Here is a 26,477-nt window from a genome sequence, read left to right as displayed (position 1 = left end):
ATTCCTAACTAGTGCAAGCGAACTCACGGGAGAAAAGCGGGCATTGCGTCCCAACCCCTGACGGTGGACGTCGGAGACAGGGACGCGTTGTCGTAGTCGATGTCCCACTCGGGGAACCGTTTGAGGATCTCCTCCAGGGCGATGCGGCCCTCGAGGCGAGCCAGGGCCGAGCCGAGGCAGTAATGGGTGCCGACGGAGAAGGTCAAATGCTGGCGCACCTCGCGGTGGATGTCGAAAACATCTCCGTCAGGCGGGAATTGACGATGGTCGCGATTCGCGGCACCGATGAGCATGATCATCACGCTGCCTTCGGGCACCGTCTGGCCGTAGTACTCCACGTCCTGGGTCACATAGCGAGCGACGTGCGGGGCCGGGGGCTCGAAGCGCAGGAGCTCCTCGATGGCCTGGGGGATCAGAGACGGGTTCTCAGCGATCTGACGCCGCTGGTCGGGGTGTTCCGCCAGTACCTTTCCGGCCCAGCCGATCAACCGCGTCGTCGTCTCGTTTCCGGCGCCGGCCACCACGTTGACGTAGAGCAGCAACTCGTCGCGTGTCAGCTGGCGCAGAGCGCCGGTCTCGTCGGTGAACTCGACGTTGAGCAACTCGGTCATGATGTCGTCGGACGGATGGTCTTTGCGCCAGTCGATGTACTGCCCGAAAATCTCGCCCGAGTCGAAGCCATCGGAGGCGACGGACATCGGCTTGCCCGCCTCCGTGCGCATGGTGGCATTCGAGTGGTCGCGGATGGCTTCTTGGTCGTCCTCGGGGATGCCGAGCAGCATGCCGATGACCCGCATCGGCATCTGCGCCCCAATATCTTTCACGAAGTCGAACCGTCCGCTGCCGACGATCGGGTCGAGGCTGCGGGCACAGTATTCGCGGATCTTCTCTTCGAGCTCGTTGATCTTGCGGGGCGTGAACATCCGTGCCAGCAGCTTGCGGTGGATGTCGTGCACCGGTGGATCTTCGAAGATCAACATGCCCGACGGCATTTCCATACCCGACCGAATCAGCTCGAGGATCGCGCCGCGCGCCGAGCTGAAAGTCTCGTGATCGACCAGTGCCTTGTTCACGTCGGCGAAGCGGCTGATCGCGTAGAAGTCGTGTTGCGCGTTGTAGTACAGCGGCTGTTCCTCGCGGAGCCGGCGAAACATCGGGTAGGGATCGGCGTTGAGTTCGATGTCGTATGGGTCGAAGTGGACATCGCTCTGCGCACTGACCGTCACGCTATGGCCTCCTGGATCAGACACTCGTAAGACAAATGGGCCGCATTTGTCTCACAACTCTGGCATCGGCCGTAGGCGAGTGTCAATACGCGACTCATTTGCGAATATCTAAGCTCTCTGCTTACGAGAATCTGCTTCTCATCCAAGTGTCGTCACCACCTGTGGAAGGCCGAGCGTCGAGTGAATGCCGGGGGTGGCCGCACAGACGTACGGGACGGCGTTGACGGCACGGTTGGCGGTATATGCCGGTGACACTTCGGCCATGCGATCGAGCGGTATCGGCATTCGAAGGCTGACCTCCAGCGGTGCGTCGCCGGCGACCGAGACGTGCCATCCGGTGTCGCGCACCTCCCAGGCAGGATCCAGCTCGGCAGTGCAGTACCACGTGGCGCGAAACTGGAGCAACGGCTGGCCGGCCCGGATACCGGAGATGGTGATCCGTTGGGCGCCAACACTATTGGGTGGCAGCGTGCCGGCGGCGATCACCGTCTCGCGGCGGGTCATCGCCAGCGCTCCACTGGCTTCGACGGAATCGAGCGGCAGACCGATCGCATCGGCGACCAACCGAAGTGACGGGCCGAAACTCGAACACAGGTAGTCGGCCCGGAACTGCTCGAACGGACCTGCGGGCCTGCCAAAGCCCATCAAATTGAAGAGGAGCTCAGGCGAATTCCGTTGCGACAGATCGGCATACTCGTCGATGGTCAGGGCGTCGAGCCGCCGCTGGATCGACGTCAGCGCCAACGGAATCGCCTCTGTGATGAAGCCTGGGCTGCTGCCGGTGGTGTGCACCGACGCGGCGCCGAGCTCGCAGGCCGTCTGCACCTTCGAGCGAACCTCCGGATCCATCGACGCCGGATGATGAAACGCCCCGCAGGTCGTCACGACGTTTATGCCCGATGTGAGTAGGCGGCACAGTTCGTCGAGGTCCATGGCGCTCGGCATGTAGAGCACACAGTCCGGGGCGAGTGCGACGATGTCGTCAATGCTGCACGAGGCGGTCACGCCGGTGGTGCCCATACCGCAGAGCTCGCCGGCGTCGCGTCCCGCCTTGTCGTGCCCATGGACGTACACGCCGGCCAAACTCATCTCTGGGTGTTCGATGATCGCGCGTAGCGCTCGGGCTCCGATCGTCCCGGTGGCCCACTGCACGACGCGGTAAGTCCGTGTGCCACGGGTGTCAGTGACGCTGGGCAGCAAGGGATTTGCTTGCATCGATAACCTCAGTTCGGGAAGCGAAGGAGGGCTTCCTGGGCGTACGAAGCGACCAGCGTGCCGGTTTCGGTCAGGACGTCGCCGCGGCCGAAACTGCGGCCGTGCGCCAGTAGCGGACTGTGCTGGCGCAGCAGGAGCCAGGCGTCGGTGCGGAACGGCCGGTGAAACCAGATCGTGTGCGACGTCACCGCGGAGGTGAACGCCGTGCCGTTGCCACGCTGGCCGACGCCGTCCATAGGCCGCAGGGCGGTGCCGATCAGAGTCAGATCCGTCGCGTAGGCGGCCAGCGCCGGCGCGAGCTCCGCAGCGACGGCCGGCGTGCGCATCCAGAACTCGAACTGTGGTGGACCGGTCGTGGTGGCATTGAGGTCGACGGCCGCACGCGTCTCCCATGGGATGAGGTCGAGCGCGATCTCGTGTTCGGGGCCGAGAACTATTGGCACTTCCGCGACGGTTTGACGCTCGGGCCCGCCTTCGAGCGTGTGCATACATATCGACGAGGTGGCCACGACGCCGCGGCTCTGCCTCGCGGTGATCGTCACGGTCGCGAAGGATCGGCCCTCGTGGTGGCAGACCGCCTCGTAATGGATGGCTTCGTCGGCCCGTCCTTCGCGCGCAAACACGGCGTGCTGCGACTTGACGGCCTTGTCCGGACAAGTTGCCGATGCGATGCGAACGAATTGGGCGAGCAGTTGGCCGCCGAACACGCGGTGGTATTCGAGTCGCTGATTGCGACCTTCGAACTCGGCGCTGTCGCGGCCGGTGCGCTCGCCACCAGTGCCCTCCGACGGCACCGGGCTGAGCTCAAGACACTCCAGTAGGTCGGACCAGAGATCGGTCACTCACTGAGTGTAAGGCACGTTCTACAGTGATGAGAACGTAATTCTCGTGCTAGCTGGCGGCAAATCCGTGGGAGCAGAAATCCCACACTTCGTCCGCGGTGATGGGATGCACCGTTCCGTCGTCGGCTTCACCGCTCGACTGGGCGACGAACATCACGGTCTGCATCGTCATCGCCGCCATCCGCTTCGGGTTGATGCCCTCGCGAAGTTCGCCTGCGGCGCTGGCCTCTTCCATCAGGTCTGTGAGCAGCGCGAGGAGCGGTGCGTGGGCCACCTTGACTTCGGACGGATGCGAGACGAGCAGCCTTGGTGCGAAGTCGGTGAAGAGCGGCCGCTTGGCGGTCGGATCGGGTCGTGAGGACTCGAACAGCAGCTGAATGGCCACCTTTAGACGCTCTAGCGGATCCTCCTGGCCTGACGTCGCGGCGCGGATCTGGTCGGCAGAACGGCTCAGCGCGTCTTCGAACAGCGCGAGCAACAGCTCGTGCTTACCGTCGAACTGCAGGTAGAAGCTTCGCAGGGACTGGCGCGAACGGTCGACGACCTCTTGAACCGTGAAGTCGGTGCTGCCCTTTTCGATGATGATCGCCTGAGCTGCGTCCAGGAATCGCTGAACCCGTTGTGCCGCCCGAAGCTTCGCCGTCTTGATCGATCGCTCGACCGCGCGCTGCTTCCAGGCGGGTTCTTCGCTGGGACTGGTCACCGGCTGCTCAGATGCAGGTCGATTGGGAAAAACATGAACTGACTGTACCGGAGAACGCCTTGCCATTGCGGTCCTCGACCCCCTCGCGGCTGCCGTGTCAGAGATTGTAACTTTCTCATCATGAGAATAGTATTCTCATTTTGTTGATAACAACAGTTCTAGGAAATTTGTTCACGTAGGAGCACCGTGCAGCTGACCTTCGATGCTGACGTCGAGGAGTTCCGCGCGGAGTTCGTGGCCTTCCTGGACGAATATCTGCCTCCCGAGTTCGAGGCGTTGGAGCGCTCACGCTCGAGCAGCCACGTACCGCAATGGGCGCGACGCTGGCAGCGCCTGATGTTCGACAACGGCTGGCTGCTCCCGGGGTATCCGCCCGACTTCGGCGGCCGCAACGCCACGCTGCTGCAGCAGTATGTGCATCAACAAGAACTCGCACGTCGACGCGTCTACCTGACGTTCAACCCGCAGGGCGTCGGCATCATCTCCGCGTCGCTGATCTCTTACGGAACACCGGAGCAACAGCATCGATGGGCGGTGCCGATCCTGCGGGCCGAGATGACAGCCTCGCTGGGAATGAGCGAGCCGGGGGCCGGCTCCGACCTGGCGTCGTTGCGCACGCGGGCTGAGTTCGTCTCAAGCGCGGACGGTGACCACTTCGTCGTCAACGGCCAGAAGGTGTGGACGTCTGGAGCTCACGACGCCGACGTATTGCTGGCTTTTGTTCGCACCGATCCAAATGCGCCGAAGCACAAGGGAATCAGCGCGCTGATGATTCCCACCGACCTTGAAGGTCTGGTGCGACGACCGTTTGCATCCGCGTGCGATCAAGACGACCTCGACTTCAACGAAGTCTTCTTCAACGACGTGCGGGTGCCGGCCGAGAACCTCGTCGGTCCGCTCAACGAAGGCTGGCGCGTGGCCAACGGCTCGCTCGGCCACGAACGAAACATGCTGTGGCTCAGCTACGCCGACCGCTTGCAAGAACTCGTCGAGGACTTTCGTCCGCGCACCGCACTAGACCGCGACCGGTATGCCACCTTGGTCATGGACAACCAGGCGCTGCGACTGCTCGGCTCGGAGGCGTTGGCGCGCGCCGCGCGCGGCGACGAGGACGTGTCGGCCATGTCGGTGCTCAAACTGTTCGGCTCGGAGGCCTCGCAAATGGCATCCGAATATGCGCTGAGCGCAGCAGGAGTCGACGGTCTCGCCCATCCGAGCATGTCCGGCCCCTACAGCGCGCATCACCTCGACCTGTATAGATCGGGCTGGTTCGAGCGATACATGCGTTCGTTCGGCGGCACCATCGCCGGCGGGACTTCTGAAATCCAACGCAACATCATCGCCCAGCGGGTGCTGGGCTTGCCCCGAAATTGAGGAACAACTGTGTACATCGACTATGACGTCGCCGACCGCATTGCGACCATCACACTGAATCGGCCCGAGGCCGCCAACGCTCAGAACCCCGAACTGCTCGATGAACTCGACGCCGCGTGGACACGCGCAGCCGAGGACAACGACGTTTCGGTGATCCTGTTGCGCGCCAACGGTAAACACTTCTCGGCCGGCCATGACCTGCGCGGTGGCGGTCCGGTCCCTGACAAGATCACGCTCGAATTCATCATTCAGCACGAGGCCAAGCGCTACCTCGAGTACACCCTGCGGTGGCGCAACGTCCCGAAGCCGTCGATCGCCGCGGTACAGGGGCGGTGCATCTCCGGTGGCCTGCTGCTGTGCTGGCCCTGCGATCTGATCGTCGCCGCCGACGATGCGCAGTTCTCCGACCCGGTCGTTCTGATGGGCATCGGCGGCGTCGAATATCACGGCCACACCTGGGAATTGGGCCCCCGCAAGGCCAAGGAGATTCTGTTCACCGGTCGAGCGATGACTGCGGAAGAAGTGCTGAACACCGGGATGGTCAACCGAGTCGTCCCGCGGGATCAGCTCGACTCGGAAACCAGGGCGCTGGCCGAGCAGATCGCCAAGATGCCGCCGTTCGCGCTGCGTCAGGCCAAGCGAGCCGTGAATCAGACGCTGGATGTGCAGGGTTTCTACGCGGCCATCCAATCAGTGTTCGACATTCACCAGACCGGTCACGGCAACGCGCTCAGTGTCGGCGGTTGGCCGGTACTGGTGAACCTCGATGAGATGAAGGCCAACATCAAGTAGCCACCACTTGTTTCGCGCGGAAAAGTTAGAGGTTGGCGAGCCTTGGCGCTGAGCCACGGGCCCGCAGACCTGCTCCGGCCCTGCGGGTGAGTTCTTTTGAGCTGCCGAGCAATCCGTCGAGCACCAAGACCCGCTTCACGTGATGGTGCAGATCGTGCTCGGCGGTGAAGCCGATGCCGCCGAGCACCTGCTGGCAATGTCTGGCAGCGGTCAGCGCGGCCTTACCCGCGGCGGCCTTGGCCAGCAGTGCAGTCAGATCGGGGTTGTCGGTTCCTGGGAGGTTCAGCGTCGCCTCGGCTCCTTCGATGGCCACCAGCGTCTCCGCTAGCCGGTGTCGTACTGCCTGGAAGGCCGCGATCGGTCGGCCGAACTGGACGCGGTCCAGCGCATGCTGACGGGCCAGGGCCAGCATCGCGCGCGAGCTGCCGACCAGCCACCAGCCCAGTGCGCGTCGGGCCTCGCCCAGCCGCATCGTCTCGCCGTCGGGCACTCGGCGCAGTGGCAGCCCCCCGAGAATCGGGTCCGTGCTCGCTGCGCGTTCCCATACCACCCAACCGCCGCCGGCGTACGGCATGGGCGGGGTCCCGCCGGGCAAACCGCCGATGGTTTCGAGCACCACGTCGTTGAGAACCGAGGCGTGCGAACCTGTTTCGCCGAGTAGCCGGAACACCAGCGGTATCGCCAGATCGGGCATGTCGGACAGCATGTCGGCCCAGCCCAGATCGGCCAGCGCTGCGTCGAGCTCGGCACCGGAGGTCGACAGCATGGTCTTACGCAGTCCGGCTTCGAGCAGTTCGATCGATGCTGAATCCATGTCGGGGGCCATCTTCACTCCTTCCCGAGATCGAGTAGCCGGCGGGCAATGATGTTGCGCTGCACTTCGGCGGTGCCGCCGTAGATCGTGGCCGCCCGCGAATACAGGAACTCGGTGCGCCATTCGGTGTCGTCGAGTTCGATGGCGCCCGGCAGCAGATCGCGTGCGGTGTCAAAGAGCCGTTGTTCAGCATTGGCAAGCAGTACTTTGTCGATCGAGGTGTCCGGACCCAGCTTGTGGCCATCGGCCAGCTTGTGCTGCGTGACCCGGGACCGACAGCGCAGCGTGTGCAGGGCCAGATACGCGTCACCCATATCCGCGTCCACGGCCTGGCCAAGCCCCTTTACCTCGTCGATCAGCGCGTCGAACCGCGAGTACAGGTACGCGATGCGCTGCCAGAAGCAGGTCGAGCGTTCATAGGGCAGCAGATCCATCGCCAATCGCCAACCGTCGCCGGGCTTTCCGAGCATCCGGTTCGCGTCGACCACCACGTCGTCGAAGTACACCTCGCAGAACTCGTCGACGTCGTGCATGGTGCGCAACGGGCGCACGGTGATGCCCGGGGTGTCCATGTCGATGAAGAACGCAGTGATCGCCTCGTAATTGGGGGTATCCGCGTCGCCTGTGCGGGTGAGCAGGATGCACCGGTGCGAGTATTGCGCGAAGCTCGTCCACACCTTCTGGCCGTTGACGATCCACTGATCGCCGCGCTGCACGGCGCGCGTGGTGAGCGAAGCCAGGTCGCTTCCTGAGCCTGGCTCGGAAAAGCCCTGGCACCACTGCTCTTCGCCGCTCAGCAGCTTCGGCACCATCTGCGCGGCGAGCTCAGGCGGCGCGTAGTCGATCATCGTTGGTGCCAACACTTCGAGCATCGAGTACGGCCCCGGCTCCGCCAGCCGGCGGCCGACCACCTCCTCGCCGACGATGGCCCGCAGAATCTCCGGGCCGCCGAGCCCACCAGCCTGCTCTGGCCAGCCGTAGCGACTCCAACCTGCGTCGTAGAGCGCCCGCTGCACGCGGGCGAACTGGCGGATGTGTCCCTCTAGCGAATGATCGTCGGGCGGAGTCAGATCGTTGTCGTCGAGCCAGCCCTGTAGCGCCCTGCGGAACGCGGCGGGCTCGAACAGTTCAGTCATCCCGCCTCGGGCCTTCCGATCGCATGCGGGCGTCCGGAGTCGTGCTCGCCGCTGCGCCGGATGAACGTCATCGCACGGGTTTTCAATCGCCAGCCGTCGTCGGTGCGCACGTACGTGTCGTTGTAGTAACCGATGCGCATGTCGTGCTTCGAATGCTCGATGAAGCACAGTGGCTGTGTGCCGGTCGCGGTGTCGGGATTGTCGGGATCGAGGTTGACCAGCGACGTGCCGGTCATGAACAACCCTTTGGGCGCTGCGTCGACGAGTTCGGGGAAGCGGGAGAGGGTGTAGGTCGAGCCGAACGCGCTGTACGTCCCGTCCGGGGTGAACACACTGATCAGCCCGTCGATGTCGCCTTGCGTGATGGTCACAGCGTATTTCGCAAGCAGCTGCTGAATCTCGACCAGATCGTCAGTTCGCGTTCTCTGCGTCATGTCGGTAAACCTTACCGCCCTTCATTACAAAGTTGACCGATCGTGTAACGGTAACATCGGCCAGTGGATCGCCGGGGACGGCGATGATGTCGGCGAGGTAGCCCTCCGCGATGCGGCCGAGATCGGGTTTGTTGATCAGGTCAGCCGCGACGATCGTGGCTGCGCGCAGCACTGCGTCAGGTGGCATGCCCCAGTCGACCAGCGTCACGAGTTCGTCGGCGTTCTTCCCGTGTGGGATCGCCGGCGCATCGGTGCCGACTGCGATCTTCACGCCTGCCTCGTAGGCGGCCTTGATCGACGTCCGCGCCTTCGGGAACATTTCAGCTGCCTTGTCCTGCAACTCCTTTGGAGCCCTGGATACGTCCATCGCCTCGGCCAGCCGCCTGGTGGTCACCAGGAACCGGTCGTTGTCGACCAGCATCTTGATGGCCTCGTCGTCCATCAGGAAACCATGTTCGATGCAGTCGATACCGCATTCCACGGCGTGCTTGACCGCCTCGGCGCCGTGGGTGTGCGCGGCGACCCGCAGCCCGCGCCGATGCGCCTCGTCGACGATGGCCCGCAACTCTTCGTCCGAATAGTGTTGTGCACCAGCCTCTCCGGTGAGCGACATCACGCCGCCGGAGCAACACACCTTGATCAGCTGTGCGCCGTGTTTGATCTGGTAGCGCACGGCCTTGCGGATCTCGTCGACGCCGTTGGCGATACCTTCCTCGACCGTCAGCTCCAGGACACCGGGCATGAACGCGGCGAACATCGTCGGGTCGAGGTGCCCGCCGGTCGGGGTGATGGCATGACCGGCCGGAATCACCCGCGGCCCTTCAATCCAACCGGCGTCGATCGCCTTGCCCAATGCGACGTCGAGCAGATAACCGCCTGTCTTGACGAACAATCCGAGGTTACGCACCGTGGTGAACCCGGCGCGCAGCGTGCGACGGGCGTTGCCGACCGCGCGCAACACCCGGATCGCGGGATCGTCCTGCACCTGGGACAGGCCGGGGTTTTCCCCGCGCCCGCCCATCAGCAGGTTGACCTCCATGTCCATCAGGCCGGGCAGCAGAATCGACTCGCCGAGGTCGATCACGTCGCCTTCGACGTCGCCGCCGACCCCTACGATCCGGTCGCCGTCGACCCGAACGATCCCCGGCCGGACGATCTCGCCGGCGTCGACGTCAACTAGACCCGCTGCTCGCAGCGTCAGCACGGTCAGACCACCGGCTCCTTGATGAGTTCGATATACGTGGCGCCGCTGTCGAGCACACGCGGTTGTTTCCACACCTCGATGGGAAACGAGACGTTGACCAACGACTGCATCAGATGCATCAGAGCCTTTGCGTCGTCAGGCATCTCGTGCAGCGGGAATCTGGCGTCGAGGTAGACCATGGCGTCCTCGAGGCGGTTGAACGCGGCGTCGTAGAACTCCTGCATTTCGGCCATCGTCGAGTTCAGCCGTTTGGTGTAGCGCTCCTGCTCTGTGGGCAGGCACCAGTCGGTGAACTTCTCCAGGTCGGAGAACTCGGCAGGCAACTTAGACATTGACGTTCTCCTTCTTGTACTTCTCAACGTAGTCGCCTGCCGTCTTGTGCAGGTGCCGGAGCAGGATTTCCTGATCGCACAGTGGGAAGTCGGTGACCACCTTCGTGCCGATCATCGTCTGAGTCGCCTCCAGGGTGTTGGCGTCCTGCAGTGCGTATTCCTTGAACGTCACTGCGGCCAGTTCCTGGGAGAGCCGCTGGCGGGTGTTCTTCGGCGGCACGAAGTACAGCGTGGCCTCGAAGATGTGCTTGTCCACCGCAGTGGGCCAGTAGTGGTAGGTGAGGTACCAGCCCGGCGCCCAGAACAGCAGCGTGAAGTTGGGGAAGAACTCGAACGAGTCAGTCCCCCAAGTCTTCTGCCGTGCGGGGTTGATTGCCGGCGGTAGTTCGTCGGGTTGGATGCCCTTGATGTCGGGCCGGTCCCACGGTCCGAAAAGGCCGCTGTGCAGCACGCGTTCGATCGGCTTGACCATGTTGAGGTCCTTCGGCGGCGACATCCCGCCCCACGACGAGATCATCGCGTGATCGCCCTTGAGGTCGTAGTGCAGCGCCTCGAACCCGACCTTGGCGAGCTTGTCGGCTTCCTCCTTCGTCGCCTGCTTCTGGTGCAGCACCGGCGCGTGGTAGAACTCGGTGAACGCGTCGATGAACAGCTTCCAGTTTGCGTTGACCTCGGCCCGATAGGTGTAGGTCTCGGTCATCTCGTGGAACGGGTAACCCTCGAGGCCTTTTGCGAAGTCGCCGAGGTAGTCCACGAGCGGTTCCGCGTCGTTGTCGAAGTTGATGAAGATGAAGCCTTCCCAAACCTCGCAACGTACGGGCACCAAGCCGAATTTCGCCTTGTCAAGGTCGAAGAACTCGTCTTCCTGCTGAACGAATGTCAGGTCACCTTTGAGGCTGTAGCGCCACGCGTGGTATTTGCACGTGAACTGGCGGCAAGACCCGGAGACCTCTTCGCCCGGAAAGTCGTTCCACACCAACTTGTTTCCGCGGTGGCGGCACATGTTGTAGAAGGCGCGGACCTCGCCGTCGGTGTCTTTCACGATGATCACCGAGGTGCCTTCCCCGACCGACGGCATCTCCCTGGTGAAGTAGCTGCCCTTGCGGGGGAGTCGTTCCACGCGCCCGACGTTGAGCCAGAGTTTCTTGAAGATCGCCTGTTGCTCAAGCTTGTAGTGCTCGGGGTCGATCGAGTCGGTGTAGTCGACCGGCGCAGTGCCGAGCTCTGGCCAGTTCTCAGTCCAACTACCGGCGGCCGGTTTTGGAAAATGTGCCACTTCTACCTCTCCTGGTCGGGTTCTACGCCAAAGGTGTTGATTGCCATGGCAAGTGCGCCATAGCAGCCGATCGTGAAGACGAGGTCCATGCGTTGACGCTCGTCCAGGTGCTGCGACAGCGCCGCCCACGTCACGTCGGAGATGACCGATTTGTCCTGAAGCTCATCGACTGCATTCAGTACCGCGCGGTCGAGCTGATCGGTCACTTCACCGCGCTGGATGCCGTCGATCACGTCGTCGGTGAGTCCAACCTCCTTGCCCATGCGGACGTGATGGCGCCATTCGTATTCCGAGCCATGCACGTGCGCGACTCGCAGCACCGCCAGCTCACGCAGCCGCGCCGGCAGGGTGGAGGAGAACAACAGGTGGTTGTTGAACCTCAGAAAGGCTCGCGTGAGTGCGGGATGACGGACGAGCGTCGCAAGCAAGTTGCCCGCGGCTTCGGGGTTCCGGCGCTCCGGGGGCAGCAAGCCGGACAACGCGTGGTCGACGGCGTCGTCCCACTGGTCCGCCGGCAGCGGGGGCACCCGCACAGCCAGTCTCCTCTCGCTCACGAGAATCAGGTTCTCATATTTCGCCAATAGGTTTCCACTTTTTCGACAATTGGTCAATGCCAGAGACCAGATGCGCCGGTCAGCGCGGTGCCCGTCGAGCGGCAACGGTGCTGCCAGGGGCCTATGGGGTGGGTTTCGGACGTTGATTCTCGTACTATGAGAAGATAGTTTCCTCAACTAGAGAACATCACTGGTCCAAGGCGCTCGGGCGCCGACGGAAGGAACAGGCATGAACAAGGACGACATGATTTTGATCAGCGTTGATGATCACGTTGTCGAGCCGCCGGATATGTTCAAGAACCACCTGCCGAAGAAGTACCTGGATGAGGCGCCGCGGCTGGTGCACAATCCCGACGGGTCGGATACCTGGCAGTTCCGCGATGTGGTGATCCCGAATGTGGCGTTGAATGCGGTGGCGGGCCGGCCCAAGGAGGAGTACGGCCTCGAGCCGCAGGGTCTCGATGAGATCCGGCCGGGCTGCTGGCAGGTCGATGAGCGGGTCAAGGACATGAACGCCGGCGGCATCCTGGGTTCGATCTGCTTCCCGTCGTTTCCGGGGTTCGCGGGCCGGCTGTTCGCCACCGAGGACCCTGAGTTCTCGCTGGCGCTGTTGCAGGCCTACAACGACTGGCACGTCGAGGAGTGGTGCAGCGCGTATCCGGCGCGGTTCATCCCGATGTGCCTGCCGGTGATCTGGGACGCCGAGGCATGCGGGAAGGAAGTGCGGCGCAACGCCGAACGCGGCGTGCACGCCCTGACGTTCACCGAGAACCCCGCCGCCATGGGGTATCCGTCGTTCCACGACGAGTACTGGACGCCGTTGTGGGAAGCCCTGGTGGACACCGACACCGTGATGAACGTGCACATCGGCTCCTCGGGCCGCTTGGCGATCACCGCACCGGATGCCCCGATGGACGTGATGATCACCTTGCAGCCGATGAACATCGTGCAAGCCGCCGCCGATCTGTTGTGGTCGAAGCCGATCAAGAAATACCCCGACCTCAAGATCGCCCTGAGTGAGGGCGGCACCGGCTGGATCCCCTACTTCCTGGAGCGTGCCGATCGCACGTATGAGATGCATTCGACGTGGACCGGTCAGGACTTCGGCGATAAGAAGCCCTCAGAGGTGTTCCGTGAGCACTTTTTGACCTGCTTCATCTCCGATCATGTCGGCGTGAAGCTGCGTCGCGATATCGGGGTCGACAACATCTGCTGGGAAGCCGACTACCCGCACTCCGATTCGATGTGGCCGGGCGCGCCCGAGCAGCTGCACGAGGTGCTGACCGACAACGACGTGCCCGATGACGAGGTCAACAAGATGACCTTCGAAAACGCGATGCGCTGGTATCACTGGGACCCGTTCACCCACATCACCCGCGAACAGGCCACCGTCGGCGCCCTGCGCAAAGCCGCCGAAGGCCACGACGTCTCCATCCAAGCCCTCAGCAAGCACGAGCACGGCGGCGCCAGCTTCGCCGATTTCGCGGCGAACGCGAAAGAGTTGACCGGCAATAAGGACTGAGTCGTAGCTTCTAGAGTCAAGGGCGCCGGTGCGAAAAGAACCGTTTACGCACCGGCGCACTGGCTTGTGACCAGAGGAGAGTAGTTGTGCCCGGCGGGATGAGTTTCGAGCTGACCGAGGATCAGGAGCTGATCCGCAAGTCCGTCGCCGAATTGGCAGGCAAGTTCGACGACCACTACTGGATGGAGCGCGACCTGGCACACGAATTTCCACAGGAGTTCTACGACGCCATCGCCAAGGGCGGCTGGCTCGGCATGACCATCCCTGAGGAATACGGCGGCCACGGCCTCGGCATCACCGAAGCGACACTGCTGCTCGAGGAGGTCGCGCGCTCCGGGGCGGCGATGAACGGTGCTAGCGCCATCCACCTGTCGATCTTCGGAATGCAACCGGTGGTCAAACACGGTTCGGAAGAGCTCAAGGCGCGAACCCTTCCCCGCATCGTCAACGGCGACTTGCACGTCTGCTTCGGCGTCACGGAACCCGGTGCAGGACTGGATACTTCGCGCATCACCACCTTCGCCAAACGAGAAGGTGACACGTACCGCATCAACGGACGCAAGGTCTGGATTTCCAAGGCCTTGGAGTCGGAGAAGATCCTGCTTCTGACCCGCACGACGCCCTACGACGAGGTCACCAAGAAGACCGACGGCATGACGCTGTTCCTCACAGACCTGAATCGAGACCACGTCGACATCCGTCCGATCAAGAAGATGGGCCGCAACGCCGTCAGCTCAAACGAGGTGTTCATCGACGACCTGGTCGTGCCGATCGAGGACCGCGTCGGCGAGGAGGGCAAGGGGTTCAAATACATCCTCGACGGGCTGAATCCCGAGCGCATGCTGATAGCCGCCGAGGCGCTGGGCATCGGGCGGGTCGCGCTGGAGAAGGCGGTCAAGTACGGCAACGAGCGCGTCGTGTTCAACCGGCCGATCGGGATGAACCAGGGTTTGCAGTTCCCGCTGGCGGACTCCCTGGCCCGGCTCGATGCCGCCGAGCTGGTGCTGCGCAAGGCAACCTGGTTGTACGACAACGGCAAACCGTGTGGGCGCGAAGCGAATACCGCGAAGTACCTGTGTGCCGACGCCGGTTTCGGCGCTGCCGACCGGGCATTGCAGCTGCATGGGGGTATGGGGTACTCCGAGGAGTACCACGTGTCGCGCTACTTCCGTGAGTCCCGTCTGATGAAGATCGCGCCGGTCAGCCAGGAGATGATCCTCAATTTCCTTGGCGAGCACGTTCTAGGCATGCCGAGGAGCTACTGATGACGAACTACTTCGACCTGACCGGCCGTTCCGCGCTGGTCACCGGTGCCGCGGGTGGAATCGGATCCGCGGTGGCTGCGGCACTGGCCGACGCGGGCGCCGCCGTGCTCGTCACCGACCTTGACAAGGACGCCGCCGCCGCTGTGGCCGAACGCATTTCGGCGTCGGGTGGGCGCGCCGAGTCCGCCGCTCTTGACGTGTCCGACCGAGGTTCCGCCGATGCGGCAGCGGCTCAGACGGCCGCACTTGCCGATGGTGCGCTGCACATTGTTATCAACAACGCGGGCGTGACCAAACCGTCGATGTTCGACAAGACCACCCAGGAGTCGTTCCGGCTGCTGTTCGACATCCACGTGATGGGCGCATTCAACGTCACCCAGGCGGCGCTGCCTTACATTCCGGCCGACGGCACTGGCCGCATCGTCAACGTGACGTCGGCGGCCGGGCTCACCGGAACGCTCGGTCAGGTCAACTATTCGGCCGCGAAGGCCGGCATCATCGGCTTCACCAAATCGCTTGCGCGCGAACTGGCCACCAAGAACATCTGCGTCAACGCGCTCGCGCCGCTCGCTGCCACCCCGATGACCGAAACCATCCGCACCAACGAGAAATTCGCCGCCAACATGATGAATCGCATTCCGATGAAGCGCTGGGCGGAACCGTCGGAGATCGCGGGTGCATTCGTTTTCATGGCGTCCAATGCCGCGTCGTACATCACCGGGCAGGTGCTGCCGGTCGACGGCGGCATGGTGATGTGATGCCCGACGCGCACGCGCCGCTGTCCGGCATCACGGTTGTCACCCTCGAACAGGCGGTGTCGGCGCCGATCTGCACCCGGATCCTGTCCGATTTCGGCGCCAGGATCATCAAGGTGGAGCACCCTAACGGTGGCGATTTCGCCCGCCACTACGACGACGTCGTCAACGGCCTTGGGGCACATTTTGTTTGGTGTAACCGCAACAAGGAGTCGGTAACCATCGACCTGAAAACCACTGAGGGACTGGACATCCTGCACCGGTTGCTCGACCGCGCCGACGTGCTGGTGTCGAATCTGGCACCGGGGTCGACGGGCCGGCTTGGGATCACTCCAGCCGAAATGGAGGCACGCCACCCGAATGTGATCGCGGTGGAGATCGACGGCTATGGGCCGGGGGGACCGCTGTCGCATAAGCGCGCCTACGACCTGCTGATCCAAGCGGAATCAGGGACGTGCGCGGTCACCGGCCAAGCCGGTGCGCCGGCCAAGCCGGGCCCGCCGGTGGCCGACTTCTCGACCGGCATGTACTCGGCGTTGTCCATCATGGCACTGCTGTATTCACGCGACACCGGCCGAAGCGCGGGTGGCAACAGCGTGGCGGTCAGCCTGTTCGACACGATGATGGACGTGATGGGTTACCAGCTCACCTACACCCAGCACTCCGGCATCGACCAGCAGCCGCTCGGCATGAGTTCGCCTGCGGTTGCGCCGTATGGGGCCTACCGCACGGCCGACGACCAGATCGTCGTGCTCGGCACGACGAATGACCGCGAATGGCAGCGCCTCGCACGAGAAATACTGCAGCGCAACGACTTGGCGGACGATGCGCGGTTCAGGACCAACGCGGACCGCGTCGCGAACCGTGCCGAGCTCGACGAGGCGATCGGCGCCTGGTGCGCACAACACGATCTCGACCACGTGCAGAAGACGGCCGACGCCGCGGGTATCGGCAACTCCCGGTACAACGTGCCGAGCGAGGTCGTCGTGCATCCCCAGCTGACCGCGCGCAACCGCTGGCGCGAGGTCCAGACGTCCGCGGGGCCGATCCAGGCGTTACTGCCACCGCCGGTGATCGCCGGATACGAACCGCCGATGGGTGCAGTTCCCGGGCTCGGCCAGCACACGGACGCCGTGCTGGGCGAGTTCGGTCTCAGCGAGGATGAGATCGCGGTGCTTCACCAACGAGGCGTGATTGGTCCGGCGTACACCTGATGACCGCGAACGATGCCCGCGTGCTGCTGTCGACGGATTCCAACGGCGTCCGGACGCTGACGCTGAACCGGCCGCAGGTAAAGAACGCCATCAACGCGCAGCTGTGGGTGGAGCTGCGCGATGCGCTCAGGGGCGCCGCCGATGACCGCGATGTACGGGCGTTGGTCGTCACCGGCGCTGGGGGAGCGTTCTGTTCGGGCGCGGACATCTCCACGCCGGAAGACATCCACCCACGGTACAAACTGCAGCGACTCACCGACGTCGCGCTGGCCCTACATGAGTTGACCATCCCCACGATCGCCAAGATGTCGGGTGTTGCCGTCGGCGCCGGCTGGAACCTCGCGCTCGGCTGCGACTTAGTCGTGGCGACCCCCGAATCCCGCTTCTGTCAGGTCTTTTCGAAGCGCGGGCTTTCGGTCGATCTTGGCGGATCCTGGCTGTTGCCTAAGCTCGTCGGCCTCCAGCAGGCCAAACGGCTTGTCCTGCTGGCCGAAACGATCGACGCCGACGAGGCCCGGTCGCTGGGCCTGGTCACATGGATCAAGCCGGCTGCGGAGATCGACGGGTTCGTCGACGACCTGGCCGGGCGGCTCGCAGCCGGTCCGCCAGTCGCGCTCGCGCAGAGCAAGGCACTGCTCAATGACGGCGCCAACACGACGTTGCGCGAGGCGTTGAGCAACGAGGCACGCGCTCAACCGGGTAACTTCGCAACCGCAGACTCAACCGAGGCCTACGCGGCGTTCGCCGAGAAGCGCGAGCCCGCGTTCACGGGACGGTGGGCCTTGTCCAGATCGGAGAAACAAGATGCGTGAAACCGTAATCGTCGAGGCGGTGCGCACGCCCGTCGGAAAGCGCAACGGCGGGCTGTCCGACATGCATGCCGCCGACCTGTCAGCCATCGTCCTCAACGCGCTGATGGAGCGCGCAGGCGTCGACCCCGAGATCGTCGACGACGTCGTGTGGGGATGCGTTTCTCAAGTCGGTGACCAGTCGAGCAACATCGGGCGGTACTCGGTCCTGGCCGCAGGCTGGCCGGAGAGCATCCCCGGAACCACGATTAACCGCGCGTGCGGATCGAGCCAGCAGGCGTTGGACTTCGCTGTGCAGGCCGTCATGTCGGGTCAGCAGGACGTCGTCGTGGCAGGCGGCGTCGAGGTGATGAGTCGAGTGCCGCTCGGCTCTGCCCGGTCCACGGGCATGCCGTACGGGCCGAAAGTCCTTGCCCGCTATGGCGATTTCTCGTTCAATCAGGGCATCTCGGCGGAGTTGATCGCGCAGAAGTGGGGATTTTCGAGGACGCGCCTCGACGAGTATTCCGCGCAGTCACACGAGCTCGCCGCCAAGGCGCAGGACAGCGGCGCATTCGAGACGCAGATCATGCCGGTGTTCACCGACGGCGAACCGGTCGTGGCCGACGAGGGGATCCGGCGCGGGACCACCGTCGAAAAGCTTGCCGGACTCAAACCCGCGTTCAAGGAGGACGGCGTCATCCACGCGGGGAACTCGTCGCAGATCTCCGACGGCGCCGCCGCGCTGCTCGTGATGGCCGCCGATAACGCGGTGGCCATGGGGCTGCGGCCAATCGCGCGTTACCGCGCCGGCGCGGTCACCGGGGCGGACCCGGTGCTCATGCTCACCGGGCCGATTCCGGCGACGGAGAAGGTACTGCACAAGGCGGGCGTCACACTGGACGAGGTCGGCGTGTTCGAGGTCAACGAGGCGTTCGCCCCGGTACCGCTGGCCTGGCTGGCCGAAACGGGTGCCGACGAGAAACGACTCAACCCGCTTGGCGGGGCGATTGCGCTTGGCCACCCACTGGGCGCGTCGGGCGCGGTGCTGATGACCCGCATGGTGAATCACATGCGTGACAACGGAATTCGCTTCGGCCTGCAGACCATGTGCGAGGGCGGCGGCACCGCCAACGCCACCTTGGTCGAACTCATCAACTAGGAGATCTATGCGCCGCGACCTGTTCACCGAGGACCACGAGGCGTTCCGCGAGCTGTGTCGCGACTTCGTGGAAAAAGAGATCGTTCCTGACTATCCGATGTGGGAGAAGGCCGGAAGGATGCCGCGCGAAGCCTTCGAACAGATGGGCTCGCTCGGCATGCTGGGCATGGCGATTCCCGAGGAGTACGGCGGGGCGGGCATCGTCGACTATCGCTACAACGTGGTGATGCAGGAGGAGGCGGCCCGCGCGCTGGTCACGCTGTCGACGGTGCGCACCCAGTTGGAGGTGATCCTCCCGTACTTCCTGCACTATGCGAACGCCGAACAGCGTGACCGTTGGTTTTCCGGGCTGGCGGCGGGCAAGCTGCTCACCGCTATCGCGATGACCGAGCCGGGTACCGGTTCGGACCTGGCCGGCATGCGCACAACTGCAGTGCGCGACGGCGACGACTACATCGTCAACGGCGCAAAGACTTTCATCACCGGCGGCATGCAGGCCGACCTCGTGATCGTCGTGGCCCGCACGTCCACCGATCCCGACAATCGTCGACGCGGCCTGACGTTGCTGGTGGTCGAGGACGGTATGCCCGGATTCACCCGCGGTCGCGAGCTGGACAAGATGGGCTGCAAGGTGCAGGACACCGCGGAACTGTCCTTCCAAGATGTGCGAGTGCCGGTGGCCAACCAGCTGGGAGAGGAAGGCGAGGCATTCGGCTACCTCGGCCACAACCTGGCCCAAGAACGGCTGACGGTGGCGGTAGGCTCCGTCGCCCAGGCGCGCTCTGCCATCGATGCCGCAATCGACTACACCAAGAACCGCAAGGCATTCGGCACGCCCGTCGCGTCATTCCAAAACACCAAGTTCGAACTCGCCGCGTGTTCGACGGAGGTCGAGGCTGCGCAGGCGATGCTGGACCGCGCGGTCACTCTCCATGTCGAGGGCGAGCTGACGGGCGCCGACGCCGCCCGGGTAAAGCTGTTCTGCACCGAGATGCAGGCTCGGGTGGTGGACCGGTGCCTGCAGCTGTTCGGCGGCTACGGCTACATGATGGAATACCCCATCGCCCGGCTCTACACGGATGCGCGGGTGGCGCGTATCTACGCGGGTACGAGTGAGGTGATGAAGGTCATGATCGCGAAATCGTTGGGCCTGTGAGCATGAGCGATGAGTCGGCAGCGGCCATTCGGCAAGAACGCCGCGACTGGGCGGCCGCGCATCGTGATGCGTATCTCCGAACGGGCGGCGCAGAGGGTCACATCGTTGACATCACCGAAGTCGGTGGCCACTCATTCACGACGCACTGCTTGATCAAAGTGAAGGGTCGCAAATCCGGTAGGACGCAAATCGTTCCGCTGATTTACGGCGATATCGGTGGCGAGGTTGTGATCGTCGCGTCGAAGGGTGGCGCCGATCAGCATCCCGAGTGGTATCTCAACCTCAGGGCCGCCCCCGAGATTGACTTCCAGATTGCCACCCAAGCCTTCCGGGGGACCTGGCGTGAGCCCGAAGGCGAAGAGCGGCACAAGGTCTGGGACTTCATGGTGCGTGCGTTTCCGCCCTACATCAAGTATCAGAAATCAACGACACGACACATTCCGGTGATCATGATGACGCCGGTATCGCCCATCGAGGTGTTCAGCGAGTCCGACATACAGTCTTCGTAGACCGGCGCTCACTCTACGTTCGTGCTGTGTTCTCGACGATGATCTCGCACGCCGCCTCGTAGAACGCACTGATCAGGGTGGAGAAGGAAAGCTCGAACGGATAGATCATGTGCACTTCCAGCGGATCCGGTTTCCATTCCGGTAGTACCGGCACGATGCTGCCTTCTCGCAGCTCGTCGGTGCAGATGATCTGGGTCGGCATCGGCCCGATGCCAAGCCCCTGCATGATGTACTGCTTGCATACCTGAAAGTTGTTGGCCCGTGCCCGTACCTGGGGCGACAGGTCGAATCGACGCTTGTCGTTCGTCACGCTGAGTTTGTGCGGCCCCCGGAAGCCGAACTCGATAAAGGGTAAGCCGTTCAACTGCGCCGGGTCGGTGATCGGCTCCGCCAGCCGTGCCACGAAATCCGGTGATGCGCAAAGGAAAAGCTCGAGGTCGAACACCTTTCGCGCGATCAGTGTCGAATCCTGCAACGGGCCCGTCCCGAACACCACATCGAACCCGTCCTTGATGGGGTCCACCATGTCATCGACGAGCCGAATGTCTAACTGCGAGTGGGGATAGCGCTGCAGGAAGGTGGCACCGACCCTTGACGCGTAGTCGATCCCGACGAACACCGGTATCGCGACTCGCAGCTCACCCCGGGGCTCCTGCCTGCTGCCCTCCACCAACGCGCGGACCTCGTTGGCCTGGGTCAGGATGTTGACCGCATGGTGGTAGACCCTGTCGCCGAGATCGGTGACGGTGATCTGGTGGGTGTTTTTGCGCAACAGCTTGATGCCGAGATCGGCTTCGAGCTTCGTGAGCTTGCGGCTGACCGTGGACTTGGGCATTCCGAGTAATGCCGCCGCTTTCGACAGGCTCCGGGTCTCCACCACCTTGCCGAATACCAGCAAGGCAGCGAGGTCAAAGGGCAGATTCTGTTCCATACCTGTTCCAAATATGCAACAGGGTGTTGCGGCTTTGCATCTGTTTTGACCATTTCAGCGGTTGTACCGTCGGCCCGGAGGAGGACCTCATGAGTCAAAACGCCCTGGTCACTAAGCCAGCGAGCGGCCATTGGACGGATGCTTATCCCGAACTAGGCCGTGGTCCGGTGTCGCTGGAAGACTGCGTCTCGCCCGAGTTCTACGAGAAGGAACGCGAGCACGTCTTCAAGAAGACCTGGCTCTACATGGGCCGGGTCGAACGCGTGCCGAAGTCGGGCAGTTACTTCACCCGCGAGCTGCAATTCCTCAACACCTCGATCATCATCGTGCGGGGCAAGGATGACGTGATCCGCGCGTTCCACAATATCTGCCCGCATCGCGGCAACAAGATGTTGTGGGAGGACGACCCCTTCCAAGAGGTGCAGGGTCGCGCGCCGCTGCTGTACTGCCGGTTCCACGGTTGGCGGTACAAGCTAGATGGGACGTTGCATTCGGCCACCCGCAAGGATCTGCTGCTCGACTTCGACGCCGACAGTTGCAGGGTGCCCGCCATTCAATGCGAAGTGTGGGAAGGCTTCATCTTCATCAATCTCAACCCACACAACACCGAGCCGCTGCGGTCCTTCCTCGGCCCGCTGGCGCACGGCATCGAGGGCTATCCCTTTGCGGGACCACACCAGGTCTACCGGTTCAAGACCGAATTGCAGTGCAACTGGAAGATCTTCCTCGACGGCTTCGCAGAGAGCTATCACGGACCGTATTTGCACGCGTCCTCCTTCGGCAACCTCACCGCTGAGGCCAAGGAGGCGCTGGACAAACCGAACCCGTTCACCGATGCCTTGGCCTACCAACTCAACGGCCCGCATCGCATGTTCTCGTTCTCGGGCGAGCCCTCGCAGAAGACGCCGTACTCCAAACCAATCGAGTGCGTGATGGAGGCCAGTGCAGCAGGGCCCTGGAACAAGCGGATCGATCGCGACACGATGCCACCGGGAATCAACCCCACCCGGTCGGAGAAGTACGGCTTCGATTCATTCCAGTTCTTCCCGAACTTCGTACTGATCTTCGGTGCGTCGGGCTTTACGGTCCACACCCACTGGCCGACCGGTCCGCATTCGCACATCTTCGAAACTGAGATGTACTACCAGCCGCCGAAGTCACACAAGGAACGGCTGGGCCAAGAGCTGACCGTGACGTTTCTCAACGACATCATCTTGGAAGACGCCAGCCCGTCCGAAGGCTTGCAAGCGATGCTGAATAGCGGCGCGCTCACGCACTTCACGATGAACGACGAGGAGATCCTGCTGCGTCATCTGCACAAGACGGTCGCCGACTATGTCCACGCTGGCGAGGCCGGCCGATGAAAGCGCTTCTGCCACCTGAGTTCTCACAACTCGAACACTTGGTCCCCGAATGGGCGATCGAGGATGGACACGAGCGCTACGTGAAGCGCGTGAACAGTTCCATGGACGAGATCCGGGCGTTCTACGACGAGGTGTTTCCCCACGCCGAGGAAGCCGTCGCCTACATCGACAAATTCGACTACTCAGAGCCGCCGCCTGACGACGTCGCAAACCTGCGCAACCTGCTCTACTCGCTGATCACGGTCTCGTTGGCGGTCGAGCTGTGGAAGCAACCGCGTGTGAAGCATTCGGCCAACACCATCCTTACGAGAGTGAGCTGATCCGCATGGGACTTACTTCCGCGCAGCTGGAAATCATCGACCTCACACCGAGAATCGGCAGTGAGATTCGGACCGATCTCGACACGCTGCTCAACGGCAACGAGGCCCGAAACATCCGTGCGACGCTCGAGCAGCGTGGCGTGGTCTTCTTCCGCGGCCTGGACATCACCGACGAGCAGCAAGTCGTCATCGCCAAGACCCTCGGCAACATCGTGCAGAACGAGGGGGAGGGCGGCATCTACAAGATCTCGCTCGACAAGAACGTGAACCAGCGAGCCGAATACTTGAAGGGATCGATGTTCTGGCATTTCGACGGCTCGCTGCAGCCGTACCCGAACCTCGCGACTCTGCTTCGGGCCATCAAGCTCTCCGAGACCGGGGGAGAGACCGAGTTCTGCAACACCTATGCGGCTTACGACGACCTTCCGCAGGCCGACAAAGACCTCATCGCGGATCTGCGCGTCGTGCATAGTGCCGAGCGATCGCAGTACTACGTGACGCCGGAGATGAGCTACGACGAGATCGCCTTCTGGCAGAAGTCACCGACGAAGGCCTGCCCGATCGTGTGGACGCACCAATCAGGGCGCAAGTCGCTACTGCTCGGCGCGACCGCCGATTACGTCGTCGGACTGCCCGTGGAAGAGAGCCGGGCACTGCTTGCGCGGCTTCGTGATTGGGCCACCCAGCCGCAATATGTGTATCGGCATGAGTGGCAACTCGGCGACCTGATCATCTGGGACAACACCGGCACGATGCATCGGGCGCTGCCGTATCCGGCCGACAGTGGGCGGCTTATGCACCGCACCATCCTGGCCGGCGAAGAGCCCCTGCAGTGAAGCTCGGCATCGCGACACCCGTCGTCACCAACGTCGGCGGGGCTCCCCTGGAGTGGGAGAAGGACGGCACAATCGAGGACATCGGCCGTGTCGCCGAGACGGCCGATCGCCTTGGCTATCACCATATGACGTGCAGTGAGCACATCGGCCTGCCGGCGGGCGAAACCGCGCGGCGTGGCGCCCGCTACTGGGATCCGCTTGCCACCTTCGGCTATGCGGCGGCTCGCACCCAACAGATCCGGTTCGCCACCATGACGCTGGTGCTCGGATATCACCACCCGCTCGCGATCGTAAAGCGTTACGGCACACTCGATCATGTCACCAACGGCCGAGTGATTCTCGGCGTCGGCGTCGGCTCGCTGAAGGAGGAGTTCGACCTTCTCGGCGCACCCTTCGAAGACCGTGGAGCCCGCGGCGACGACGCGTTGCGGGCGGTGCGGGCAGCGCTGCCGAGTAATGAGCCGACATACGACGGGGAGTTCTATTCGTTCGGCGGCTTGGTCGTCGATCCTTGCGCGTTGCAGCCACACATGCCGATCTGGATCGGTGGCCGGACCAAACGCTCGCTGCGAAGGGCGGTGACGCTGGCCGACGGATGGAGCCCGTTCTCCGTCTCCATCGAGACCGCTGCCGAGTGGCTGAAAGCGTTTGACGTCCCGCCCGGTTTCGAGGTGGTGATGCCCGCCGACAAGCCGCTGGACCCGATGAGTGAGCCGGGGGAGACGAAGGAAACGCTGGAGACGATGGCCGCCGGTGGTACGACGACATTGTCCGCCCGTTTCGTTCATCGCTCGCTGGAGCATTATCTCGAGCAGCTCCACGCCCTCGCGGAACTGCATAGTCCCATCGGAGGGCGGAGCGCATGACTGATCCGCTTCTGAGGCCCCTGTCCGCGGATGAATGGACAGACGACGCCTATGCCGCCGTCGGCGCGCTGTTCGGTATACCGGGTGACGACATCCCACGCGCCGGCTCGGGTGACGCAAGAGATCCGCTGAATTTCGACATCCTCGGTGTGCTGGCACGTCATCCAGAAATGGCCCGAGTCTTCTTGGCGTACAACGCCTTTCTATTGCAGCGCAGCGAACTTCCGCTACGGCTGCGGGAATTGGCGATTCTGCGGCTTGCTCACACTCGACGGTCCACGTTTTTCTGGGGCGAGCACGTCAAGGTCGCGACCGCCGGCGGTGTGCCGGAGGACGACATTGCGGGTCTTGCCCGAGGCAACAGCGATTTCGGCGGCGCGGACCGGTTAGTGCTCGAGGCGACCGACGAACTCCTTGCCGAAGGTCGCGCTCAACCGGCGACGTGGCAACGGCTCGTGGCGGAACTGGGCACGCATCAGGCGATGGAGCTCATCTTCATTGTGGGCACGTATGCGATGTTGGCGATGGCATGTGATACCTGGGGGCTCGTTCATGACGACTAGCGCGACCGATAAGCTCTATTACGACCCGTGGCATGCCGAGCTCAACGCCGACCCGTATCCGATGTTCAGGCGGATCCGCGACGAAGCACCTGTGTACTACAACGACGTGCACGACTTCTACGCGCTGAGCCGGTTCGAGGACGTCAACCGTGCACTCGTCGACCACCAAACTTTCAGCTCCGCCCGTGGCGTCGTTCTGGAGATCATCAAGTCGGGCATGGAGATACCTCCGGGATTGCTGATCTTCGAGGATCCTCCGATCCACGACATCCATCGCAACCTGCTCGCGCGCGCATTCACGCTTCGCAAGATCAACGCGCTCGAACCGATGATCCGCGAGTTCACCCAGAAGTGTTTGGACGCCGTCGTCGGCAGCGGGCGTTTCGATTTCGTCAGGGATCTCGGCTCGATCATGCCGCTGCGCGTCGTGGGCATGCTGTTCGGAATTCCCGAGGACTACCAACGGCGCGTCCAAGAAGACGGTGACCGGCATGTCCGCACCGAGCGCGGCGGGCAGATGACCGACAACGCGGACGGCGCACTGAGCGACGGCCAGATCTTCGCGGACTTCATCGACTGGCGCGTCGACCACCCCGGTGACGACCTCACCACCGAACTTCTCAACGCCGAGTTCACCGACGAAACCGGCGCCACCAGAAAGCTGCGGCGCGAAGAACTCTTGATGTTCATGAACGTCGTCGCCGTGGCGGGCGCAGAGACCACCACGCGCTTGATCGGGTGGTCGGGCAAGCTGCTGTCAGAACATCCCGATCAGCGCAAGCTGTTGGTCGACGATCGGTCCCTCTTACCCGGGGCCATCGAAGAGATCCTCAGATTCGAACCACCCGCGCTCCAAGCCGCGCGTTACGTGACCCGCGATGTCGAGTTCCACGGCACGACCGTGCCGGCGGGCAGCGCAATCCTGACGCTGATCGGAGCGGCCAACCGAGACGAAAGGCGCTTCGGAGACGATGCCGAAACGTTCGACGTCACCCGTGCACCGCGCCAACACCTGACCTTCGGCGTGGGTGCCCACTACTGCCTGGGTAACGCGCTGGCCCGCATCGAGGGGCGCATCGCACTGGACGAGATCATGAATCGTTTTCCGGAGTGGAACATCGACCTCGACGACGCAATCTTCTCGTCCTCATCAGCTGTACGAGGCTGGGACAGCATGCCCGCACGGGTCTGATCGATGGCTGGCAAGCCCGCTGACCTGCGGCGTGACGGCGAACGGAACCTTTTTCCGCTGAGACCCTTGTCACAGCCCGCAAACCTACCTACTGTGTGTTCACTAGGTTGGTTGGACGAAGGAGTTTCGTGA

28 protein-coding genes are annotated in these 26,477 nt (G+C 63.2%); 16 read left to right on the top strand and 12 right to left on the bottom strand.

Features of this window, described 5'->3' with window-relative positions; all coding sequences use genetic code 11:
- Positions 1-23: 23 nt before the first annotated feature.
- The 4 genes from ACWW36_RS29490 to ACWW36_RS29475 form a co-directional block, all read right to left on the bottom strand.
- Positions 24-1,226, bottom strand: coding sequence for a cytochrome P450 (locus tag ACWW36_RS29490; RefSeq protein WP_456139433.1), 1,203 nt, complete (start codon positions 1,224-1,226; stop codon positions 24-26).
- Between the two features lie 138 nt (positions 1,227-1,364).
- Positions 1,365-2,441, bottom strand: coding sequence for an NAD(P)H-dependent amine dehydrogenase family protein (locus tag ACWW36_RS29485; protein ID WP_456139432.1), 1,077 nt, complete (start codon positions 2,439-2,441; stop codon positions 1,365-1,367).
- Positions 2,442-2,449: 8 nt separating this feature from the next.
- Positions 2,450-3,283 (bottom strand): acyl-CoA thioesterase, encoded by an 834-nt coding sequence (locus ACWW36_RS29480; RefSeq protein ID WP_456139431.1) that lies wholly within the window; start codon positions 3,281-3,283, stop codon positions 2,450-2,452.
- 49 nt (positions 3,284-3,332) lie between these two features.
- The gene (locus ACWW36_RS29475) at positions 3,333-4,052 is read right to left on the bottom strand and encodes a TetR/AcrR family transcriptional regulator (RefSeq protein WP_456139430.1); all 720 of its coding nucleotides are present in this window, start codon (positions 4,050-4,052) and stop codon (positions 3,333-3,335) included.
- Between the two features lie 120 nt (positions 4,053-4,172).
- Here ACWW36_RS29475 and ACWW36_RS29470 point away from each other — a divergent pair, with 120 nt between their 5' ends.
- Together ACWW36_RS29470 and ACWW36_RS29465 are read left to right on the top strand one after the other, a co-directional pair.
- Positions 4,173-5,360 (top strand): acyl-CoA dehydrogenase family protein, encoded by a 1,188-nt coding sequence (locus ACWW36_RS29470; RefSeq protein WP_456139429.1) that lies wholly within the window; start codon positions 4,173-4,175, stop codon positions 5,358-5,360.
- A gap of 9 nt (positions 5,361-5,369) precedes the next feature.
- Entirely contained in the window at positions 5,370-6,152 is a 783-nt protein-coding gene (locus ACWW36_RS29465) for an enoyl-CoA hydratase (RefSeq protein WP_456139428.1), read from the top strand.
- 25 nt (positions 6,153-6,177) lie between these two features.
- Here ACWW36_RS29465 and ACWW36_RS29460 read toward each other — a convergent pair whose 3' ends face one another.
- From ACWW36_RS29460 to ACWW36_RS29430, 7 genes are read right to left on the bottom strand one after another with little or no spacing between them, the layout of a single operon-like run.
- On the bottom strand, positions 6,178-6,978 hold the full coding sequence (locus tag ACWW36_RS29460) for an acyl-CoA dehydrogenase family protein (RefSeq protein ID WP_456139427.1): 801 nt from the start codon (positions 6,976-6,978) through the stop codon (positions 6,178-6,180).
- 2 nt (positions 6,979-6,980) lie between these two features.
- Positions 6,981-8,102 (bottom strand): acyl-CoA dehydrogenase family protein, encoded by a 1,122-nt coding sequence (locus ACWW36_RS29455; protein ID WP_456139426.1) that lies wholly within the window; start codon positions 8,100-8,102, stop codon positions 6,981-6,983.
- Entirely contained in the window at positions 8,099-8,536 is a 438-nt protein-coding gene (locus ACWW36_RS29450) for a nuclear transport factor 2 family protein (protein WP_456139425.1), read from the bottom strand. The genes ACWW36_RS29455 and ACWW36_RS29450 overlap by 4 nt, the downstream gene beginning before the upstream one ends.
- Positions 8,514-9,740: an amidohydrolase family protein gene (locus ACWW36_RS29445; protein ID WP_456139424.1), complete on the bottom strand. Its 1,227-nt coding sequence runs from the start codon at positions 9,738-9,740 to the stop codon at positions 8,514-8,516. The genes ACWW36_RS29450 and ACWW36_RS29445 overlap by 23 nt, the downstream gene beginning before the upstream one ends.
- Positions 9,741-9,742: 2 nt before the next feature.
- Entirely contained in the window at positions 9,743-10,072 is a 330-nt protein-coding gene (locus tag ACWW36_RS29440; RefSeq protein WP_456139423.1) for a hypothetical protein, read from the bottom strand.
- The gene (locus tag ACWW36_RS29435) at positions 10,065-11,348 is read right to left on the bottom strand and encodes an aromatic ring-hydroxylating oxygenase subunit alpha (protein WP_456139422.1); all 1,284 of its coding nucleotides are present in this window, start codon (positions 11,346-11,348) and stop codon (positions 10,065-10,067) included. Before ACWW36_RS29435 ends, ACWW36_RS29440 begins: the two co-directional genes overlap by 8 nt.
- Before the next feature lie 2 nt (positions 11,349-11,350).
- Positions 11,351-11,881, bottom strand: a complete 531-nt coding sequence (locus tag ACWW36_RS29430) for a carboxymuconolactone decarboxylase family protein (protein WP_456142680.1) — start codon at positions 11,879-11,881, stop codon at positions 11,351-11,353.
- Between the two features lie 250 nt (positions 11,882-12,131).
- On the opposite strand from ACWW36_RS29430, the gene ACWW36_RS29425 reads away from it, so the two are divergent.
- From ACWW36_RS29425 to ACWW36_RS29390, 8 genes are all read left to right on the top strand, one after another.
- Positions 12,132-13,424 (top strand): amidohydrolase family protein, encoded by a 1,293-nt coding sequence (locus ACWW36_RS29425; RefSeq protein ID WP_456139421.1) that lies wholly within the window; start codon positions 12,132-12,134, stop codon positions 13,422-13,424.
- Positions 13,425-13,522: 98 nt separating this feature from the next.
- The gene (locus ACWW36_RS29420) at positions 13,523-14,689 is read left to right on the top strand and encodes an acyl-CoA dehydrogenase family protein (RefSeq protein WP_456142679.1); all 1,167 of its coding nucleotides are present in this window, start codon (positions 13,523-13,525) and stop codon (positions 14,687-14,689) included.
- On the top strand, positions 14,689-15,447 hold the full coding sequence (locus ACWW36_RS29415) for an SDR family NAD(P)-dependent oxidoreductase (protein ID WP_456139420.1): 759 nt from the start codon (positions 14,689-14,691) through the stop codon (positions 15,445-15,447). The genes ACWW36_RS29420 and ACWW36_RS29415 overlap by 1 nt, the downstream gene beginning before the upstream one ends.
- Positions 15,447-16,658 (top strand): CaiB/BaiF CoA transferase family protein, encoded by a 1,212-nt coding sequence (locus ACWW36_RS29410; protein ID WP_456139419.1) that lies wholly within the window; start codon positions 15,447-15,449, stop codon positions 16,656-16,658. Before ACWW36_RS29415 ends, ACWW36_RS29410 begins: the two co-directional genes overlap by 1 nt.
- Positions 16,658-17,470, top strand: a complete 813-nt coding sequence (locus ACWW36_RS29405; RefSeq protein ID WP_456139418.1) for an enoyl-CoA hydratase/isomerase family protein — start codon at positions 16,658-16,660, stop codon at positions 17,468-17,470. The genes ACWW36_RS29410 and ACWW36_RS29405 overlap by 1 nt, the downstream gene beginning before the upstream one ends.
- On the top strand, positions 17,463-18,608 hold the full coding sequence (locus ACWW36_RS29400; RefSeq protein ID WP_456139417.1) for a thiolase family protein: 1,146 nt from the start codon (positions 17,463-17,465) through the stop codon (positions 18,606-18,608). The genes ACWW36_RS29405 and ACWW36_RS29400 overlap by 8 nt, the downstream gene beginning before the upstream one ends.
- A gap of 7 nt (positions 18,609-18,615) precedes the next feature.
- The gene (locus ACWW36_RS29395; protein WP_456139416.1) at positions 18,616-19,764 is read left to right on the top strand and encodes an acyl-CoA dehydrogenase family protein; all 1,149 of its coding nucleotides are present in this window, start codon (positions 18,616-18,618) and stop codon (positions 19,762-19,764) included.
- Between the two features lie 2 nt (positions 19,765-19,766).
- A complete protein-coding gene (locus ACWW36_RS29390) occupies positions 19,767-20,273 on the top strand; it encodes a nitroreductase/quinone reductase family protein (protein ID WP_456139415.1) in 507 nt (168 codons plus the stop codon).
- A gap of 13 nt (positions 20,274-20,286) precedes the next feature.
- Here ACWW36_RS29390 and ACWW36_RS29385 read toward each other — a convergent pair whose 3' ends face one another.
- Complete coding sequence (locus tag ACWW36_RS29385) at positions 20,287-21,204, bottom strand: LysR family transcriptional regulator (protein WP_456139414.1); 918 nt, start codon at positions 21,202-21,204, stop codon at positions 20,287-20,289.
- An 89-nt stretch (positions 21,205-21,293) separates the two neighbouring features.
- On the opposite strand from ACWW36_RS29385, the gene ACWW36_RS29380 reads away from it, so the two are divergent.
- Genes ACWW36_RS29380 through ACWW36_RS29355 form a run of 6 tightly spaced genes read left to right on the top strand, consistent with a single transcriptional unit; the run spans position 21,294 to position 26,345 of the window.
- A complete protein-coding gene (locus ACWW36_RS29380) occupies positions 21,294-22,568 on the top strand; it encodes an aromatic ring-hydroxylating oxygenase subunit alpha (RefSeq protein WP_456139413.1) in 1,275 nt (424 codons plus the stop codon).
- A complete protein-coding gene (locus ACWW36_RS29375; protein WP_456139412.1) occupies positions 22,565-22,888 on the top strand; it encodes a hypothetical protein in 324 nt (107 codons plus the stop codon). The genes ACWW36_RS29380 and ACWW36_RS29375 overlap by 4 nt, the downstream gene beginning before the upstream one ends.
- Positions 22,889-22,893: 5 nt before the next feature.
- On the top strand, positions 22,894-23,724 hold the full coding sequence (locus ACWW36_RS29370) for a TauD/TfdA dioxygenase family protein (protein WP_456139411.1): 831 nt from the start codon (positions 22,894-22,896) through the stop codon (positions 23,722-23,724).
- Complete coding sequence (locus ACWW36_RS29365) at positions 23,721-24,590, top strand: TIGR03619 family F420-dependent LLM class oxidoreductase (protein ID WP_456139410.1); 870 nt, start codon at positions 23,721-23,723, stop codon at positions 24,588-24,590. Before ACWW36_RS29370 ends, ACWW36_RS29365 begins: the two co-directional genes overlap by 4 nt.
- On the top strand, positions 24,587-25,153 hold the full coding sequence (locus ACWW36_RS29360; protein WP_456139409.1) for a carboxymuconolactone decarboxylase family protein: 567 nt from the start codon (positions 24,587-24,589) through the stop codon (positions 25,151-25,153). The genes ACWW36_RS29365 and ACWW36_RS29360 overlap by 4 nt, the downstream gene beginning before the upstream one ends.
- Positions 25,143-26,345, top strand: a complete 1,203-nt coding sequence (locus ACWW36_RS29355) for a cytochrome P450 (RefSeq protein ID WP_456139408.1) — start codon at positions 25,143-25,145, stop codon at positions 26,343-26,345. The genes ACWW36_RS29360 and ACWW36_RS29355 overlap by 11 nt, the downstream gene beginning before the upstream one ends.
- Positions 26,346-26,477 lie beyond the last annotated feature (132 nt).

The sequence above is a fragment of the Mycobacterium sp. MMS18-G62 genome (genome assembly GCF_053877835.1).
This window is presented reverse-complemented; position numbering and strand designations above follow the sequence as displayed.